This is a genomic window from Streptosporangium sp. NPDC023963, assembly GCF_040639135.1.
Classification (GTDB): domain Bacteria; phylum Actinomycetota; class Actinomycetes; order Streptosporangiales; family Streptosporangiaceae; genus Streptosporangium.
This window is the reverse complement of record NZ_JBEZZK010000008.1, coordinates 56,265-73,088: the sequence shown is the minus strand read 5'-3', so window position 1 is coordinate 73,088 and position 16,824 is coordinate 56,265. Positions and strand designations below refer to the sequence as shown.

Genomic DNA, 16,824 nt, shown 5'->3' with positions numbered 1-16,824 from the left:
TGTTACGGGGGTGCTCCCGGTCAGGACCCGGCCCGTTCCGCCGGTGCCGCCGCGGCCCGCGGGGCGGTGTCCAGCGACTCGTCGGGCCCGCCGGATCCATCGCGCTCACCGGACTCACCGGACTCACCGGACTCACCGGACTCACCGCGCTCATCCCGCTCGGAGGTGGCGCCGGGATCCGGGCCGCCGGTCGTGGCCGGTGCCGAGGCCGCCGCCTTGAGGTCGGCGGCCTCCCTGCGGATCAGCAGCGCCCAGCCGCCGATCGCGACGCCGATGAACAGCCACCACTGCACGCCGTAGGCCAGGTTGAGGCCGCCTCCCTCGCCGACGTCCGGCGTGGGGACGGGCGCGGGCGCGGCGGCGGCCGCCGGCGACTGCTCGATCAGCTCGACGTACCCGCCGAGGAGCTTGTACGGCAGGCGGGCCCCGATCGCCTCGGTGTTGATCAGCAGAACCTGCCCCGCGGGCAGGCCCGCCCGGTCACGGATGCCCGAGCTCTCCTCGGTCTCGCTGGGACGTAACCTGCCGGTGACAGTCACCTCACCCGAGGACGGCGCCGGGACCTCGGGAAGGGCGTCGGCGGTGCCGCCCGCCTTGACCCAGCCCCGGTTCACCAGCACGCCGGTGCCGTTCGCCGTGACCAGCGGGGTCAGCACGTAGAAGCCGACCGCCTTGTCCTGGACGCGGCGCCGGACCAGGAGCTGGGCGTTCGCGTCGTATGTCCCCTTGGTGAGGACGGTGCGGTATTTGTCCTGCGTAGAGACGGTGCCGCCGGGTGCGGTGAGCTCCTCCACCGCGACGGGGGCGGCGTGGAGGTTGCCGGTGATCTGGTCGCTACTGGTGGACCTCTCCTCGAAGCGCCCGAACTGCCACTGGCCGAGCAGCACGAAAGCGGGGATGACCAGCAGCACCACCACGTGGAGGGCCAGCCATCGGGGAGTCAGCAGGAACCGGTACACGTCATCAAGGGTAGGCACCGGGGGCACCGCCCCGTCCTCCGAGTGCGCCTTTGAGGGGGGCCGGACGCGTCTTTGGGCGTAGTAAGGTGCCCGGGACCGCCCGATCCTCGGATGTCATGGAAAAGCTCGCCGGACACTCCGGACATCACGTACGGTCGGGTGAGATTTCCCCCGGGATGTTCCACCACCTCCGGAGCCCGCCCCTGATGACTGTGCTCATGCCCGCCCCCCCGGCTCCGCTCGTACTCCCCCGCATCGGGACCCTGCTGCGGCACGCCGCCCCCAGGGTGTTCGAGAGCATGATCCTTCCCGTTCTCGTCTTCTACGTCGTTCTGATCTTCACCAACGCGAACGTCGCGCTGGCGGTGGCGGCGGCCTGGGTCTACGGCGGCGTCGCCTGGCGGCTGGTCAAGGGCGGCGAGGCGCCCGGCACGCTGCTGCTGGCGGCGGGCACGATCACCGTCAGGGTGGTGCTGACGGTGGCGACGGGCAACCCCATCGTGTTCTTCCTGCAGCCCTGCCTCGGGGTGTTCTGCGTGAGCATGGGCTTCCTGCTCACCGCGCCGCTGCGGAGACCGCTGATCCGGCGGGTGGTAGCCGATCTCGTGCCGCTGCCCGACCAGGTGACGGAGCATCCGCGGATGCGTCGCTTCTTCGTGTCGCAGTCGGTGCTGTGGGGCTGCGCGCAACTGCTGAACGGGGCGCTGAGCCTGTGGCTGCTGCTCAGCCAGACTCTGGAGACCTACCTCCTCGTCCGCACCTCCGCGGTCGCGGTGCTGCTCGGCGGTGCGGGGCTGATCTCGGTGCTCAGCCTGAGGCACTGCCTGCGGAGGTTGGAGACGCGAGGGACGGAGAGCCCGGAGCCGGGGACGCCGGCCCTGGAGACGCCGAGGCCGTAGACCGAAGGCGCAGTCCTGGGCCGGGCCGCGGGGTGACCTCTCTCGGACCGGCCACCTCGTGCCCTTCGGCGCAGCGGAAGTGCTGCTCGACCAGGGCGCCGCAGCCGCGGTGGGTGACGAGCACCGGCGGTCCCTCGTGGTCGCTGAGATACCGGTCGCCCCACTGCATCAGGGCCACCAGGGTCGGATAGAGGTCGAGGCCCATCTGGGTCAGCCGGTATTCGTCGCGCTGCCGCTGGCCGGGCTCGCGGTAGGGGACCTTGCGCAGCAGTCCCTCCTCCACCAGACGGGTCAGCCGGGCGCTGAGCACCTGCCTGGGCGCTCCCGTGGCGGCCTGCATGTCGGCGAAGCGCCGCACGCCGCCGAACGCCTCGCGCAGCACCAGGAACGTCCACTTCTCGCCGACGACGCCCAGGGCGCGTTCGATGGAGCAGTTGTCCAATCGCGGGGGCAGGTTGCCGGGAGCCGCCTCATTCATGTGCGAATCGTAAGTCGCCATCGCAGCACCTCCAACGTACCCCTAAGTCTAGTTGACATACTCAGCCGTCTCGCGAGACTCTGAGTCCATGATGCGAACTCAGGTGGTGTCGCCTGGCGGTGTCCAGGCGCCCGGGGACGCCCCGGCCTTATGTGGGGACGTGCGGAGACCCGGGGACGCCCCGGTCGTGTACGAGGACGTCGTGCGGACGTCCGGTGACGTCGCGACCGGGCCGGGGGAGGTCGCGGCCGTGCCCGGAGGCGCCGTCGAGATCCGGCCCGCGCGGCCGGACGACGAGGAGGGGATTCGCCGCTTCCTCGGGGGACTGTCGCCCCGCACCCAGACGCGGAGGTTCTTCGCCGGGATGGGCCGTCCGAGCGCGAGCTTCGTCAGAACGCTGCTCACGGTGGACGGGCGGCGCGACGCCCTGCTCGCCGTGCACGGGAACCTTCTCGTCGGGCACGCGATGAGCTACCGGGGCGAGGAGGCCGACGTCGAGATCGCCGTGGTGGTGGGCGACGAGTGGCAGGGAATGGGGCTGGGCTCCCGGCTCGTCCGCACGCTGATGCGTCGCGCGGAGGCCAGGGGGGCCAGGACGGTGGGGATGGACGTGCTCGGGGACAACCGCACGGTCCTGGCGATGGTCCGCAGGACATGGCCGGAGGCGACCATGCGCGTCTCCTCCGGCACGGTCGAGGTGACCGCGAGGATTCTCCGCTAACGCCGCCGTCCGGGCCGGTTCCCGCGCGGCCCCGCCCGGGTTCGCCGAGCGGTCTCGTCGAACGGTCTCGCCGGGCGGTCTCGGCGGACGGTCCCAGCGGGGGCGTACCGGGGGGAGGATCCGGACCGGAGGCCCGGGGGCGACGCCGCCGAACCGGTCATCCGGGGCGGCGATACGGCCCCCGGATCAAGGCGGTACGATCGACGTGGTCCAAGCTGTTTCCCGGGCAGTTTGCGGAACAAGGTTCTGTTGCTCCACCATGGGATCCGTGAAGACTGCCAAGAGCGGACGCGACGGCCGCACCAGGATCGTCGAGGGTGCCCTGCGCCGATTCAGCCAGGACGGGGTCTCGGCCACCACGCTGGCCAGCCTCCGTGAGGAGAGCGGCGTCAGCGTCGGCAGTTTCTACCACCACTTCGCCAGCAAGGAACACGTCTTCGGCGTCCTGTACGCCGAGACCCTGCGCATGTACCAGGACGCCTTCCTCGCCGAGCTCCAGCGTCACGAGAGCGCGCGGGGCGGCATCGAGGCCATCGTCGCGCTGCACATGTCCTGGTGCGGCGAGCACCGCGAGCGGGCCCATCTGCTGATCAGCGAGCGGCCGCCCAGGCGCGACGAGCCGGGCGGCACCGAGGTGTCGGAGTCGCGCAGGGCGTTCTTCAGGAAGGTCTCCGACTGGTGGCGCCCGCACATGAAGGACGGCCTGCTCCAGCCCGTCCACCCGACGATGTGCTACGTGCTCTGGCTGGGACCGGCCACCGAGATGTGCCGCCTGTGGTTCGCCGGCGCGCACCAGCCCACCCCCGAGGAGATCGGCGGCCTGCGCGAGGCGGCCTGGCAGAGCCTGCGGCAGCAGGCCCCCCAGCAGACCCCCTGACCGCCGCTCGTCCGCCGTCCCCGTCCGGCCACTCCGAGCGCCCCCCGTCCCCGGCCACTTCGAGCGCCGCCTGTGCGGCGACGGGTGTCACCGATACTCCGGCCCGGATCACGGGGGCTTTTCCGGGCCGGAGCGGTCTCGGTGCGCTCCCACCAGCCGGGGTCTCGGCGCGTGGGTTCTCAGTGCGCTCCCACCAGCTGGCGGGTCCGCGTCGCCACCCGCCAGACGCCCTCGTCCAGCGAGATGTCCAACCGCAGGTCCTGACGCCGGCGCCGCAGGCCGGGCACCCGCACCCGGTCGGAGACGTCGAACCTGCCGCGCCGGGCGTAGCCGAATCCCAGCTCCCCCGGGAAGACCCGTAACTCATCCTGGTTGCCGCACCGCGGGCAGGTCCATGCGACCAGATCCTTGCCACGGTGGTAGTCGTGGCAAGCGCGGAAATATTCGTCAGGGTGAAAACGGGACTCGCAGGCGAAACAGGGGATCAGCATCATGGATCCTTTGGAGCGGGTGGTGCGGCTCCCAAGAAGTACCGCTTTCCACTTGAAGTCCGCTTGCAGAACGCTTACCCCGATGGGTAACAGTCTCATCACCGGGAGCATCCGGACGTGCCCGGTGCGAGGATTGCCCGGTGAACGATCTGCTCGGCCGGCTCAGGGGACTCCTGCTCGACACCGGCTACACCATCGACGGCGTCCGCGAGCGGCTCGGCGACGTCGCCGCCACCGCGCTCTCCCGCGAGGAGACGGTCCCCGCCCTGCGCGCCACCGCGGAGGGCGACCCGCTCGCCACCCTGATCCGGCTGTGGTGGCTCGGCGCTCCCGTGGAGGCGCGCGGGGTGCCCGCGGGCCTTCCCGTGGAGGAACTGGCCGCCGCGGGCCTGGTGACCGTCGAGGGCGGCCGGGTCACCTCCACGGTCCATCTGCAGCCCTGGGAGACCGGTGGCCCCGGTGGCTATGTCGTCTCCGACCGCAAGGTCAGGCCGGGCGACCCGGCCCTGCGCCCGGACCACGTCGTCGGCGCGGGCGGCGCCTCGGCGAACCTGGCCCAGCTGGCCTCCCGCCGCCCCGTCGTGCGTGCCCTGGACATCGGTACCGGGTGCGGGGTGCAGGTCCTTCACCTGGACGGCAGGGCCGAGGAGATCACGGCCACCGACGTCAACCCGCGCGCCCTGGAGCTGTCCCGTCTCAGCTGGGCGCTGTCCGGGATCACCGGCGTCGACGCCCGGCTGGGCTCGCTGTTCGATCCCGTCGAGGACGACCGCTTCGACCTGATCGTCGCCAACCCGCCGTTCGTGATCTCTCCGGCCGGCCGGTTCACCTACCGCGAGTCGGGCTTCCACGCCGACGACTTCTGCCGTGACCTCGTACGCCGGGCGCCCCGCCACCTCGCGCCCGGCGGCACCTGCCACCTGCTGGCCAACTGGCTGCACGTCGACGGCGAGGACTGGCGCGACCGGGTGGGCGGCTGGCTCGCCGGGACCGGCTGCGACGGCTGGGTGGTGCAGCGCGACGTCCAGGATCCCGCCGAGTACGTCGAGCTGTGGCTGCGGGACGCCGCCGAGCAGGGCACCCCGCGCCACCGCGAGCTCTACGACGACTGGCTCGGCTGGTTCGAGGCGGCGAACGTCACCGGGATCGGCTTCGGCTGGATCACGCTGAACGACTCCGGGAGCCTCGACCCCGTCGTACGGGTGGAGGAGTACGGGCGGCCGGTGGAGCTGCCGGTCGGCGGATACGTCGACGAGGTGCTCGGCTCGATCACCACGGCGCACCGCCTGACCGACGCCGAGCTGCTCGGCTCCAGGCTCGTGGTGGCCGAGGGGGTGCTGGAGGAGCGGGTCGGCCCCCCGGGCGCCGAGGACCCGGCGCGCATCGTGCTGCGGCAGACCGGGGGGCTGCGCCGCAGCGCGGTGGTCGGGACCGTGGAAGCCGCCCTCGCGGGCGTCTGCGACGGCGATTATCCACTGGACCCGCTGCTCGCCGCGATCGCGGAGCTGACCGGCGAGGACCACGATGACCTGCGGACAAAGGCTCCCGCCGCCCTCCGCCCGCTGATCGCGGAAGGGTTTTTCCACATATCCACAGGGTGATCGTCCACAGGCTGTGGATATCCCCGCTATCGCTTGTCAATCGGATGGCAAACGCCGCGGGAGAAGCTCTGGTCGTGGGGCACGGACCCGGGGGGTGAAGGGTCCGTGCCACGTCCGGCCGGCTGTCACAGTGAGGCGGCCGACCCGCGGGCGACGCACCGGATGACCGGGCCCCCTACGCGTCGCCCGGGTCAGACGGCCGGCCGGACCCCCACGCCCATCCCGAGCCACGGGGCCTGACTTCGAGGGGAACACCGGTGATCAACCACGTCTGGATGACGCGTCTCGACGACGACCTGTACGACGGCCTGGCATCAGCTGTCGACCTGGTCGCGCTCCAGCAGAAGACGCAGATCCTCGGCCTCGGGCGCCCCGAGCCTGCCGAACAGGTCGTGGGCACGTTCGAGGCAGTCCCGGCCACGCCCGACCCTGCCGAGACCGTTGAGCGCCTTGCCTAGCACCCACAGCGCCTGCGCCTCGCCGTACGGGTGGCTGATCTCCCGGCTCACGGTCAGCGCCTGTTCCGCGTGACGGGCCGCGTCCGTGAAGCGTCCCGCGTTGATGAACGTCTCGGCCAGCCGGGAACAGACCCGCTGCTCCCAGACCCGCTGCCTGCTCGCCCTGAAGAAGGCGAGGCACTCGGCGTGGTGGTGGACCGCCTCGTTCAGCCGGCCGACCCGCGACAGGATCATCCCCAGGTGGTAGCGGGCCCTGGCGGTGCCCGCGCTGGAGCCCATCTCGATGAACAGGGCCAGCCCCTGCTCGGCGGCGGCGATCGCCTCCTTCGGCTGCTCCAGGAACAGGTGGTCGCGGGCGGAGTAGCTGAGCGTCAGGGCCTCCCCGCCCCGCGCCCCGGCCTCCCTGAACGCCTCGCGCGCCGCGCCGAACCAGGCCAGGGCCTCCTCGTGGCGGCGCCGCCGCCCGGCCACGACGGCCAGCGCGTTGAGCACCTCGCCGGTGACGATGCGGTCGCCTCCGGCCGACAGCTCCAGCGACGTACGGAACTCCTCCTCCGCCTCGGCCAGCCGGTTGGCGCCGAAAAGCACCCGCCCGAGCACGTAGCGGCAGCGCAGCTCGCTGGAGCCGGCGCCGATCCGCCGCGCGACGGCCAGCATCTCCCGCGTCCGGCTCTCGAACTCGCGGACGTGGCTCCCCGACTCCAGCAGCGGCTCCATGGCGAGCAGCAGGTCGGCCCCCGGCAGCAGCTCGTCGGCCTTGTCGGCGCAGGTCACCTGGGCGATCGACGCGAACAGCGACTCCGCCTCCACCGAGAGCCAGGCCACCGCCTCGTCGGCGGAGGCGAAGGCGTGACCGGTGCCGGTGACTCCCAGCCGGTCGGCCATCGTGCTGCCCTCGTAGGCGAGGCGGTGCGCCGAGCGCGCGGACGCCAGATAGAAGTCGAGCAACCGGCGCAGCGCCGCCTCGCCCTCCCCGCCGATGGTCACGCTGACACCGGACCCGCGCCGCTCTCCCCGCTTCGTCTCGCCCGCGGCGCAGCTCTCCTCCGTCGCGTTCTCGGTCCGTTCCGCGACGCGGCGGGCGAAGAGTTTGAGCAGGTCGTGGAAGCGGTAACGGCCGGGAGCGGGGGCTTCGAGCAGGCTGGTGTCCACCAGGGACTCCAGGACGTCCTCGGTGCCCATCGGGTCCAGCGCGAGCAGCGCGGCGGCGGCCCCGATCGAGATGTCCGGCCCCCCGGGCAGGGAGAGCAGCCGGAACGCGCGGGCCTGGGCGGGGTTGAGCTGGCCGTACCCGAGGGCGAAGGTCGCCTCCACCGCGAGGTTGCCCACGCGCATCTCGTCCAGGCGGCGGCGCTCGTCGGCCAGCCGGGGCACCAGGGAGGCGACCGTCCAGGCCGGCCTCGCGGCCAGGCGCGCCGCCACGATCCGCACCGCGAGCGGCAGGAAACCGCAGGCGGCGACCACGTCCATGGCGGCGGCGCGTTCGGCCTCCACCCTCTCCTCGCCGGCGACGATGCCGAACAGCGCGAGGGCCTCGTCCGGCTCCATGACGTCCAGGTCGATCAGCCTGGCCGAGGCCAGGTCGGCGAGCTTGCCCCGGCTGGTCACGATCGCCGCGCACCCGGCCGAGCCGGGGAGCAACTGACTCACCTGGGCGGCGTCGCGGGCGTTGTCCAGCAGCACGAGCATCCGCCGGTCGGCCAGGAGCGAGCGGAACAGCGCCGACCGCTCGGCCAGGCCGTCGGGGATGGCGTCGGCGGGCAGGCCGAGCCCGCGCAGGAAGGCCGCCAGCGCCGACTCGGGCGCGGTCGGTTCCTCGCCGTACCCGCGCAGGTCGGCGTAGAGCTGGCCGTCGGGGAACAGGTCGTGCATGGCGTGGGCGACGTGTACGGCCAGGGCCGTCTTGCCCACGCCGCCGATACCGGAGATGGCCGCCACGGGCACGCCCTCGGAGCCGTCCTGGGCCGACAGCAGCGTGCGCAGCCGCGCGATGATCTGGCGGCGGCCGGTGAAGTCGTTCACGGCGGCGGGAAGCTGCGCCGGTCGAGGCAGCTCCGGGCTCGCCGCCGCCCGCGCCTCCGGCGTCCTCGCGGCCTCCGGGTCCGCCTCCGGGGGCGGCTTCGCCTCGGAGCCCTCGCGCGCGGCCGTCTCGGCGGCCTCGGCGGTCGTGACGGCCTCCGCGGGCGCGGGCCGCGCCGGCGGGCCGGCCGGGGCCGGGGTGAGGGCCGGGTCGCCGGTGAGGATGCGCTGGTGCATGCTCGTCAGGTCGGAGCCCGGCTCGATGCCCAGCTCCTCGATCAGCGTGGCGCGGGTGTCGGCGAAGGCCGCCAGTGCCTCCGCCCTGCGCCCGCACCGGTAGTAGGCCAGCATCAGCTGGGCCCGGAGCCGCTCGCGCAGCGGGTGGTCGCCGGTCAGCGCGATCAGCTCGGACAGGACGTCGGCGTGCCTGCCCAGCTCCAGGTCCAGGTCCATCAGGACCTCGAGCACGCTCATCCGGCGCTCGGCGAGCCGTCCGCGCTGGTGTTCGGCGTACGGGCCGACGGCCCCGGCGAGCGGCTCGCCGGTGTGGAGCGCCAGGCTCGCGCGCAGGCTCTCCGCGGCGCGGGCCAGATCGCCCTCGCGGCGCGCGGTCTCCGCCTCCTGGAGGCCGCGCTCGAAGAGAAGCAGGTCGAGGGAGCCGCCGTTCAGCCGCAGCGCGTACCCCCTGCCGACGGAGGTGAGCAGTTCGGGGCGGGTGCGCGGCGACCTGCCGGGCTCCAGCACGGCGCGCAGCCGGGAGACGTAGGTACGCAGGGCGCCGAGCGCGCGGGGCGGGGCGTCCTCCCCCCAGATCGCGTCGATCATCTCGGCCGGTGTGACCGCCCGGCCCTCCCTCAGCAGGAGCATCGCCAGGATGGAACGTTGCAGCGGAGTGCCCAGATCGAGCTCGGAACCGTCGCGCCATGCCTGGACAGGACCGAGCACCGCGAACCGCAGTCCGTCTTCGCTGCCCTGAACAGCCATTTCTTGAATCTCCGCCCAATGGGAAGTTTTATGGCCAAATGATAGATCCTCCCTTGCTTACCCCGTAGGTAGAGGCTTGCTTGTTCGCCGAGACGTTGATTGCACGTCAATCGGCTGTTGAGCCGTGCCCCCAATGCTGGTGTCGTCGGGCATGGCCCCATACGGGGGCGGCCATGCCCGACATGTCAGTGGATTGCAGGTGTGGATAAAGGCGCGGTAAGTGCGATGCAGGCACCGGGGCCTATCAATGAGCCATGGCTCCTTCGGAAGCCGGGAGCCACACCCCTCAAGGAGAGAACCACCATGCGCCGCTCGATCACCAAACTTCTCGGTCTCGCTGCCGCCACCGCCGTCATCGCGATCGGTGTCCCCGCCCTCGCCACTCCCGCCACAGCCGCCACCCTCACCGCTTCGAGCGGGTACGACGAGGAGCCCTGGGGCTACTACTACTCCAAGTACTACGACGACTCCCGCGCCGCCGCCAGGGGCAGCGTGTCGCTCGACGAGGACGACCGCCTCCACGTCCAGGGCAGGCTCTACGACAAGTACTCGCCGAGCCGGCTCTGCGGCTACGCCCAGTTCAAGTTCGAGACCCACGACGGCGACGAGAACTACACCTGGGCCCGCAAGTGCGGCACCAGCGGCTACCAGAAGTTCCACTACGTCGCGGACGAGATCGACAACCTGCAGGTCAGGGTCTGCTACTGGGACAGGCACCACGCCAAGAAGACGCTGTGCGGCAAGTGGCGCTACATCTACGAGGTCGAGTCCGACGAGGAGTGACCACGGGGCCCCGGTGGATCCGGTGGCCGTGCCGGTGACACCGGTGTGCGAACGCCCTCCTCTCACCCGCGATCTCCGTTCGACCCGCTGACCACGCGAGCCGCGACTCACGTGCGACATCGGACGAACACCGGGCCCGCCCGAAATTCCGGGCGGGCCTTTTGTTCCATTAAGTAATTAGAATAATGTTTTTGACTCTATGTGCTTTCTGAGTGCTTTTTAGCTCTCCATCCTTTTGATCATTCACCACTTCTCATATCGCCGCACGTGGGGTGTCCGTCTCACGCGGCCTCGACCAGGCCCATCCGCGCGTGCATCCGTTCTCGGACGACCGGCCATTCGTCACTCAGGATGGAGTAGTACGCGGTATCTCGGACCGTGTCGTCGGCGCCTCGGCTCTCCGCCCGCCGCACACCGTCGAGGTGCGCGCCGAGGGCTTCGATGGCGGCCCGGGAGCGTACGTTCCGTATATCGGCCTTGATGGTGATGCGGTGGACCTGCCAGGTCTCGAAGGCGAGGGAGAGCATCAGATACTTGCTCTCGCGGTTGACGCCGGTTCCCTGCGCGGAGGCGGAGAGCCAGGTGTAACCGATGTCCGCCACGGACGGGACATCGCCCACCGCCCCACGGGCGCCCGGCGGCCAGGGCATGGGGCCCTGCCAGTACTCCAGGTTCATGAGACGGGTGGCACCGACCACGCGATCGGTGTGAAGCCACCGGATGGCGAAGGGCATCGTGCGGCCCTCCGCCTGCTCAGCCAGAGCGGCCTCCACGTAGGAGACCATCTCGTCCCGGCCATGGGGGACGCGAGTGAAGGCGTAGGTAGAACGGTCTTCACTCGCCGCGGCGACGAGGTCGTCGACGACCGCGAGGCTGAGCGGTTCCAGGCGCACGAGGCGCCCGGACAGGGTGACGAAAGCGGGCATGAGCACATAATGAGGGCTCTTTCCCCTGCTTGATACCAAACGACACGAGACATCTTGATGAGCATCGAGGAACACACGTGGCTCGTGGGTCTTCGGGGTAAGAGATACCAGGTCAGAGCCGATAACGCCACCCCGGAGACCTCCGCCGCCCGAGCGGGCCCGGCGGGGTGCGGTCACCCCGCCGCGGGGGCCGTGACGAGCGGGACGCGCACGGGGGGCGGGGGTGTTCCCCGCCCGGCGAGCAGACCGGTCAGCGCCTCGCTCAGATGGTCCAGCGAGGCCGAGATCCAGGGCAGCGCCAGAGGGTCGGGGGCGTCGAGCGCGGCCAGCCGCAGCCGCGCCGTCTCGCCGTACAGGAGGCTGGTCGCCACCCGTACCCGCAGGGCCGCCGGGTCGTCGCCGAAGGCGTGGCCGGGGAGCACCCCGACGCCGTGCCGGTCGAGCAGGCAGGCGGTCAGGTCGGCGGAGGACGCGAAGTCGAGCCCGGTGAAGTCGGGGTAGAGGTAGAAACCGCCCCGCGGCGCGTCCACCCGCACGCCCGCGCGGACGAATCGCTCGTACACCGCCCGCGCCACCGCGCCGTGCAGCTCGCGGCTCCGGCTCACCCGCTCGACGAGCTCCGGCGGCTCGGTGTAGGCGTACGCCGCCGCCTGCTGGACCGGCGCGGCGGGGCTGGACCAGATCTCGCTCGCCACGGCCAGGAGCCGGTCGCGCAGGGCCGGCGACGGGAGCCGGGCCACGCCGATCCGCCAGCCGCCCAGGGCGAGGCTCTTGCTGAGCCCGCTGGTGATCACGGTTCGCTCGGGAGCCACGTCGGCGGGACTGAGGAAACCGGTGTCCGGGGAGTGGACCAGGTCGCGGTAGATCTCGTCGGAGATGATCGTCAGGTCGAGCTCACGGGCGACCTCGGCGATCCGCCGGATCGTGGCCGCACCGGCCAGCGTGCCGCTGGGGTTGTCGGGAAGCGTGACCAGCAGCGAGCGCACGTCGCGCCCCCGGGCACGGGCGTGCCTGACCACCGCCGTCACGCGCTCGGGATCCGGCACCCCACCCTCGCCGGGGGGCGTCGGAACGAGCAGGGAGCGCGCCCCGGCCAGCTCGGCCTGGGCGGCGTAGCTGACCCAGCTCGGCATCGGCAGCACGATGTCGCCGCCGATCGCCGGCAGCAGGCCGTACAGCAGGGGCTTGCTCCCGGGGCCGCAGACCACCAGGTCGGGGTCGGTGGGCAGGCCGCGCCGCGACCAGTAGCCGCAGGCCGCCTCGCGCAGCGCGGGCGCGCCGGCGACGGGCCCGTAGCCGTTGAGTCCGGACGCCGCGCCCAGTCGCTCGCTCAGGGCCGGATGCACGGGCAGGCCGGCCTCGCCGAAGGCCAGGTGCAGCACGCGCTCCCCGGCGCGCCGTCTTCGCTCGATGTCCTCGTTGGCCGCCAGGGTGGCGGAAAGTGTGACGCTCATCGCGGGACCCCTGCCTCGTCGTGGAGAAGTGCGGAATGTGCCGTGGAGAAGTGCGGGCTGTTCGCGGACAGGACGGACCGCCACGGAACAGCGCGGGCCGTTGTGGAACGCCTTCCAGCCTGGTGGGATGGGGGCATCAGGACAAGCTTCGGTTGTCGTGGGTGGGCGTAAGGAAAACTGATGCTCGATTTGCGGAGACTCGTCCTGATCTGTGAGTTCGCTCGCCGGGGCAGCATCGCGGCCACCGCGGCCTCCCTCGGTTACAGCCCCTCGGCGGTCTCGCAGCAGCTGGCCGCGCTGGAGCGCCAGGCGGGCGCCGTGCTGATCGACAGGACCGCCAGGAGCGCGGAGCTGACCGACGCGGGGCGGCGCCTGGTCGAGCACGCCGAGCGCATCCTGGCCATGGTGGAGAGCGCCGAGTCCGACCTGTCGGCCCAGGCCGCGACCCCGTCGGGGCGGGTCACCGTGACCGCCTTCCCGACCGCCGCGGTGGCCTTCGCGCCCGCGCTGGCCAGGACGCTGCGCCGGCACGGTGAGCTCACCCTGCGGATGGGACAGGGCCGCTCGGGACGCGGGATGCGCGAGGTGCAGTCGGGCGAGGTGGACATCGCCCTGATCGACGACTGGCACGGCCGGATGCGCGAGCCCGACACCGTACGGGTCTTCCCGCTGCTGCGCGATCCGCTGGTGCTCGTGGTGCCGCGCAGGCACCGGCTCGCCTCCCCCGACGTCCCGGTCGACCTGTGGGAGCTGCGCGACGAGCCCTGGATGGCCACCCCGGACGGCGAGCCCTCCCGGCTGGCGGTGGACCGGCTGATGGCCGACGTCGGCGGCCACAGGCCGGTGCCCTGGGAGTTCGAGGGACTGGGCACGATCATCGGCCTGGTCGCCAAGGGCATCGGCATCGCGGCCGTCCCCGCCCTGGCACTGGCCAGCGGGGTCCGCGGCATCGCCGTCCGCCGGTTCCCCGGCCCGCCGGTGGGCCGGGTCGTGCACGCCGTCGCCCGGTCGTCCAGCGTCCACCGTCCCGCCGTCTCCGTCACCCTCCGGGCCGTCCACGTCGCCGCCCGGCTCCTCGCCGCCGACCTGGAGGGGGTCGAACCGGCCTCCCGGGAACGCCCGGAGGCCCGGCCGGAGTTCGAGGCCCCGGATGAAGTGGCGGACGAAGGCCCGTACCGGGATGACGACGCCTGACCGGGATGGCGTCCGGAGGCTCGCGGCCCGGTAACGTCGGCACGTGCCTCCCACCTACGTGCTCGAGCGGTTGCTGAACGACGGCGGTTCCAAACTGGTCGCCGGGGTGGACGAGGTCGGGCGCGGAGCCTGGGCCGGTCCGGTGGCGGTCTGCGCCGTGGTCACCGACCTGTCGGAACCGCCCTCCGGGCTCACCGACTCGAAACTGCTCACCCCCGCCCGCCGCGCCGCCATGGTCTCCGAGATCACCGCCTGGGCGGCCGGGATCGGGTACGGAGAGGCGTCCCACGAGGAGATCGACGCGCTCGGGATGACCGAGGCCCTGCGCCGGGCGGCCAGGAGGGCGCTGGCCGGGCTTCCCGCCCGGCCCGACGTGGTCGTCCTGGACGGGAAGCACGACTATCTGGGCGCACCCTGGCCGGTCAGGTGCGAGGTCAAGGGCGATCTCTCCTGCGTCTCGGTGGCCGCGGCCTCCGTGATCGCCAAGGTTCGTCGGGACACCTACATGGCCTCGCTGGGTTTCGAGGAGTACGGGTTCGCCGACAACGCGGGCTACCCCTCACCGGTCCACCAGGCGGCGCTGGCCGCCTTCGGCCCGACGGAGCATCACCGCCTGTCCTGGTCCTATCTGGACGACCTTCCCCGGTGGCGCCACCTCAAGAGACATCGCAACCCGCTGGCCGGAGAGGGCCAGCTCGGGCTCTTCGGATAGACGCCTTCCTCTGGGAACGTCCGGCTTTCAAAGAACGGGGCGCCCGGCTCTTCGGGAACGGGGCGCCCTGCTCTCCGTGAACGTCCGGCCGGGGGCCGGTCCTCCTCGGAACGAAGCCGTCAGCAGTCGACCAGCTCGGGCGTCTGGTTGAGAATCTGCGACCTGGCGGTGACGAACTCCGCGTGGGCGCCGGTGGCGGACGGGTCGAAGACAGCGACCCGGTGGCAGTTCTGGAAGGCCAGCCTCACCCCGAAGTGGCGCTCCAGGGCGCCGCGCATGGCGTCACTGGCGAGAGCGCGCAGGAGTTGGCCGCGAGCGGCCTCGTCCGGCGGGGGCACCGTGTTGTCGGCGAACTCGGCACCGGTGTGCTCACGCTCCTTGACCAGGTCGCTGATGAGCGACCAGGCGTATGGAAGGGAGTCTCTGACACAGGTGACGAATGCCGCGTCCTCCACCTCACCGGCCTTGGCCTGGTCGAGAAGGTCGTTCGAAACGGTCAGCGACATGCTGCGTTCTCCTCACAGAAGGGGATTCATCAGACACTAGGTCGGGCCTACGGATCACTCCATCTAGCGGGAGAGCGACACTCGTGTGGGCCCGAAGACGAAGCCGGGATCGATCTGGGCCGCCAGATCCTCGCCGGTGGCCCTGTTCGCCCAGGCCTCCGCGTTGCGGAGGTGGAACTGCACGGCCTGGCGCCCGAAGCGGAACCAGTCCTTCTCCTGGGCGTCCAGATGGTCGAGAATCGTGCCCAGAGCCCGGGAGTTGGCCGGTTCGAGGTCCCGGAGGGTGAAGGGACGGCCCTGCTCCATCGCGCGGATCGCCGCGGAGTGCTCCAGGCAGACCAGCAGGTCGTCGCCGACCTGGTCGCGCAGGAACGCCACGTCTCCCGGACCGTGGATCTTGTTGCCCACCACCGCGACCGGCACGCCGTAGTCGGCGGCGTAGTCGCGGTACTGCCGGTAGACGCCCACGCCCTGGCGGGTCGGCTCGGCCACCAGGAAGGTCATGTCGAAGCGGGTGAACAACCCCGAGGCGAAGGAGTCGGCCCCGGCCGTCATGTCGACCACGACGTACTCGCCCGCGCCGTCGAGCAGATGGTTCAGATAGAGCTCCACGGCGCCGACCTTGGAGTGGTAGCACGCCACCCCCAGGTCGTCCTCGCTGAACGGCCCGGTGACCATGAGCTTGGGCCCCTCGGGCGTGGCGGCGGAGAATCGGGTGTGGATCGGGTCGTCCTGCTCGTCGAGGCGGAGCAGTCGCGAGCCCGACCCCGGCGGGGTGGTCTTGACCATCGCGGAAGCCGATGAGATGCGGGGGTTGTCGCCCCGCAGGTATTCCTTGATCTCGGTCAGGTGCGAGCCCATCGGCCTCGGCAGCGCACCCTCGCTCAGCCCCAGCGCCATGCCCAGGTGCTGGTTGATGTCGGCGTCGACGGCCACGACGGGGCCACCCCGGCCCGCGGTGTATCTCGCGAAAAGCGCCGACAGGGTCGTCTTGCCGCTGCCGCCCTTGCCAACGAACGCCACCCTCATAACGACGATCCAATCTGATTATGAAAATCATTTCAATCTCTCTGGGGGCCATCATGCCACGGCGGGTGGGGGCGCGGGGTGCTTATCGCGAGGAGAAGGAGAGGCGCTCTCGTGTCGCGAACGCGGATGAGAGTGATCTCCCATGACAGGTGCGGGCGAAAGGGGTGAGAGAAAACACCTGCCATGTCATGACCGGTGACAAAGATCCGCTGTTACCGCTTCGAGGTCTCCTGTGCTGACTCGGCAACCCCCTTGGGGATCGGCGGGGCGGATGTTTACCACCGGCACCGGTGAGATCCGGCCGGTCCGGGTATCCCACCCCGAGTCGGTTGATCTTGACCCCCTGCAAGATCGTGGACAAGGGTCAGCAAGGGGCTTTGGTGGTACGTATCGGTGCCTGGTCGCGTCGCGTTTTCGCGCGGCGGATTCCTGAACTGCGGTTTTCCGAGCGAAGGGTCTCCGGGCGCCGGTTTCCCGCGCGGTGGGCCCTTGATCGGCGGTTCTCCGCGCGGCGGGTCTCCGAACGACGGCTTTCCGGGTGGCCGGCCCCCGGGTGGTCGGCCTCCGGACGGCGAGCCGGTGGGTTCGCCGCGTGCGGGGTCGCGCTCGCGGTGCTCGTGACGCCGGCTCCCGTTCTCGCCGCATCCGGGACGGGTGGGGCGGAGGCAGTCTCATCGTCCGTCCGGACGGAGGCATTCTCACCGTCCGTCCGGACGGAGGCCGGAACTCCCTC

General features: G+C 71.4%; 15 protein-coding genes. 7 read left to right on the top strand and 8 right to left on the bottom strand.

Translation table 11 applies throughout. The annotated features are described in order from the left end of the window. Nucleotides 1–20: 20 nt before the first annotated feature. Nucleotides 21–977 (bottom strand): SURF1 family protein, encoded by a 957-nt coding sequence (locus AB0F88_RS23955; protein ID WP_362688005.1) that lies wholly within the window; start codon nucleotides 975–977, stop codon nucleotides 21–23. A 188-nt stretch (nucleotides 978–1,165) separates the two neighbouring features. Here AB0F88_RS23955 and AB0F88_RS23950 point away from each other — a divergent pair, with 188 nt between their 5' ends. After that, on the top strand, nucleotides 1,166–1,858 hold the full coding sequence (locus AB0F88_RS23950; protein WP_362688002.1) for a VC0807 family protein: 693 nt from the start codon (nucleotides 1,166–1,168) through the stop codon (nucleotides 1,856–1,858). On the opposite strand, the gene AB0F88_RS23945 is transcribed toward AB0F88_RS23950, so the two are convergent. After that, complete coding sequence (locus AB0F88_RS23945; RefSeq protein WP_362687999.1) at nucleotides 1,767–2,336, bottom strand: helix-turn-helix domain-containing protein; 570 nt, start codon at nucleotides 2,334–2,336, stop codon at nucleotides 1,767–1,769. The genes AB0F88_RS23950 and AB0F88_RS23945 overlap by 92 nt on opposite strands. Before the next feature lie 160 nt (nucleotides 2,337–2,496). On the opposite strand from AB0F88_RS23945, the gene AB0F88_RS23940 reads away from it, so the two are divergent. Then, nucleotides 2,497–3,057, top strand: coding sequence for a GNAT family N-acetyltransferase (locus tag AB0F88_RS23940; RefSeq protein ID WP_362687996.1), 561 nt, complete (start codon nucleotides 2,497–2,499; stop codon nucleotides 3,055–3,057). Between the two features lie 268 nt (nucleotides 3,058–3,325). Further along, nucleotides 3,326–3,934 (top strand): TetR/AcrR family transcriptional regulator, encoded by a 609-nt coding sequence (locus AB0F88_RS23935; RefSeq protein WP_362687993.1) that lies wholly within the window; start codon nucleotides 3,326–3,328, stop codon nucleotides 3,932–3,934. Nucleotides 3,935–4,113: 179 nt separating this feature from the next. On the opposite strand, the gene AB0F88_RS23930 is transcribed toward AB0F88_RS23935, so the two are convergent. Next, nucleotides 4,114–4,425, bottom strand: coding sequence for a hypothetical protein (locus tag AB0F88_RS23930; RefSeq protein WP_362687990.1), 312 nt, complete (start codon nucleotides 4,423–4,425; stop codon nucleotides 4,114–4,116). Between the two features lie 140 nt (nucleotides 4,426–4,565). Between AB0F88_RS23930 and AB0F88_RS23925 the strand changes: the two genes are divergently transcribed. Beyond that, nucleotides 4,566–6,026 (top strand): methyltransferase, encoded by a 1,461-nt coding sequence (locus AB0F88_RS23925; RefSeq protein ID WP_362687987.1) that lies wholly within the window; start codon nucleotides 4,566–4,568, stop codon nucleotides 6,024–6,026. 314 nt (nucleotides 6,027–6,340) lie between these two features. Here AB0F88_RS23925 and AB0F88_RS23920 read toward each other — a convergent pair whose 3' ends face one another. Then, nucleotides 6,341–9,487 (bottom strand): BTAD domain-containing putative transcriptional regulator, encoded by a 3,147-nt coding sequence (locus AB0F88_RS23920; protein WP_362687984.1) that lies wholly within the window; start codon nucleotides 9,485–9,487, stop codon nucleotides 6,341–6,343. Between the two features lie 303 nt (nucleotides 9,488–9,790). On the opposite strand from AB0F88_RS23920, the gene AB0F88_RS23915 reads away from it, so the two are divergent. Next, nucleotides 9,791–10,270: a hypothetical protein gene (locus tag AB0F88_RS23915; RefSeq protein WP_362687981.1), complete on the top strand. Its 480-nt coding sequence runs from the start codon at nucleotides 9,791–9,793 to the stop codon at nucleotides 10,268–10,270. Between the two features lie 281 nt (nucleotides 10,271–10,551). Here the strand turns inward: AB0F88_RS23915 and AB0F88_RS23910 are convergent, their stop codons facing one another. Then, a complete protein-coding gene (locus AB0F88_RS23910) occupies nucleotides 10,552–11,196 on the bottom strand; it encodes a GNAT family protein (RefSeq protein ID WP_362687978.1) in 645 nt (214 codons plus the stop codon). A 173-nt stretch (nucleotides 11,197–11,369) separates the two neighbouring features. Then, nucleotides 11,370–12,650: a pyridoxal phosphate-dependent aminotransferase gene (locus AB0F88_RS23905; RefSeq protein ID WP_362687975.1), complete on the bottom strand. Its 1,281-nt coding sequence runs from the start codon at nucleotides 12,648–12,650 to the stop codon at nucleotides 11,370–11,372. 180 nt (nucleotides 12,651–12,830) lie between these two features. On the opposite strand from AB0F88_RS23905, the gene AB0F88_RS23900 reads away from it, so the two are divergent. Both AB0F88_RS23900 and AB0F88_RS23895 read left to right on the top strand, forming a co-directional pair. Next, on the top strand, nucleotides 12,831–13,844 hold the full coding sequence (locus tag AB0F88_RS23900) for a LysR family transcriptional regulator (RefSeq protein WP_362687972.1): 1,014 nt from the start codon (nucleotides 12,831–12,833) through the stop codon (nucleotides 13,842–13,844). A 43-nt stretch (nucleotides 13,845–13,887) separates the two neighbouring features. Beyond that, nucleotides 13,888–14,556 carry a ribonuclease HII gene (locus AB0F88_RS23895; protein ID WP_362687969.1) on the top strand — a complete coding sequence of 223 codons (669 nt, stop codon included), beginning with the start codon at nucleotides 13,888–13,890 and terminating at the stop codon, nucleotides 14,554–14,556. Between the two features lie 119 nt (nucleotides 14,557–14,675). On the opposite strand, the gene AB0F88_RS23890 is transcribed toward AB0F88_RS23895, so the two are convergent. Then, on the bottom strand, nucleotides 14,676–15,062 hold the full coding sequence (locus AB0F88_RS23890) for an SCO5389 family protein (RefSeq protein WP_362687966.1): 387 nt from the start codon (nucleotides 15,060–15,062) through the stop codon (nucleotides 14,676–14,678). Between the two features lie 63 nt (nucleotides 15,063–15,125). Next, nucleotides 15,126–16,091, bottom strand: coding sequence for an ATP-binding protein (locus AB0F88_RS23885; RefSeq protein WP_362687963.1), 966 nt, complete (start codon nucleotides 16,089–16,091; stop codon nucleotides 15,126–15,128). Nucleotides 16,092–16,824: the final 733 nt, after the last annotated feature.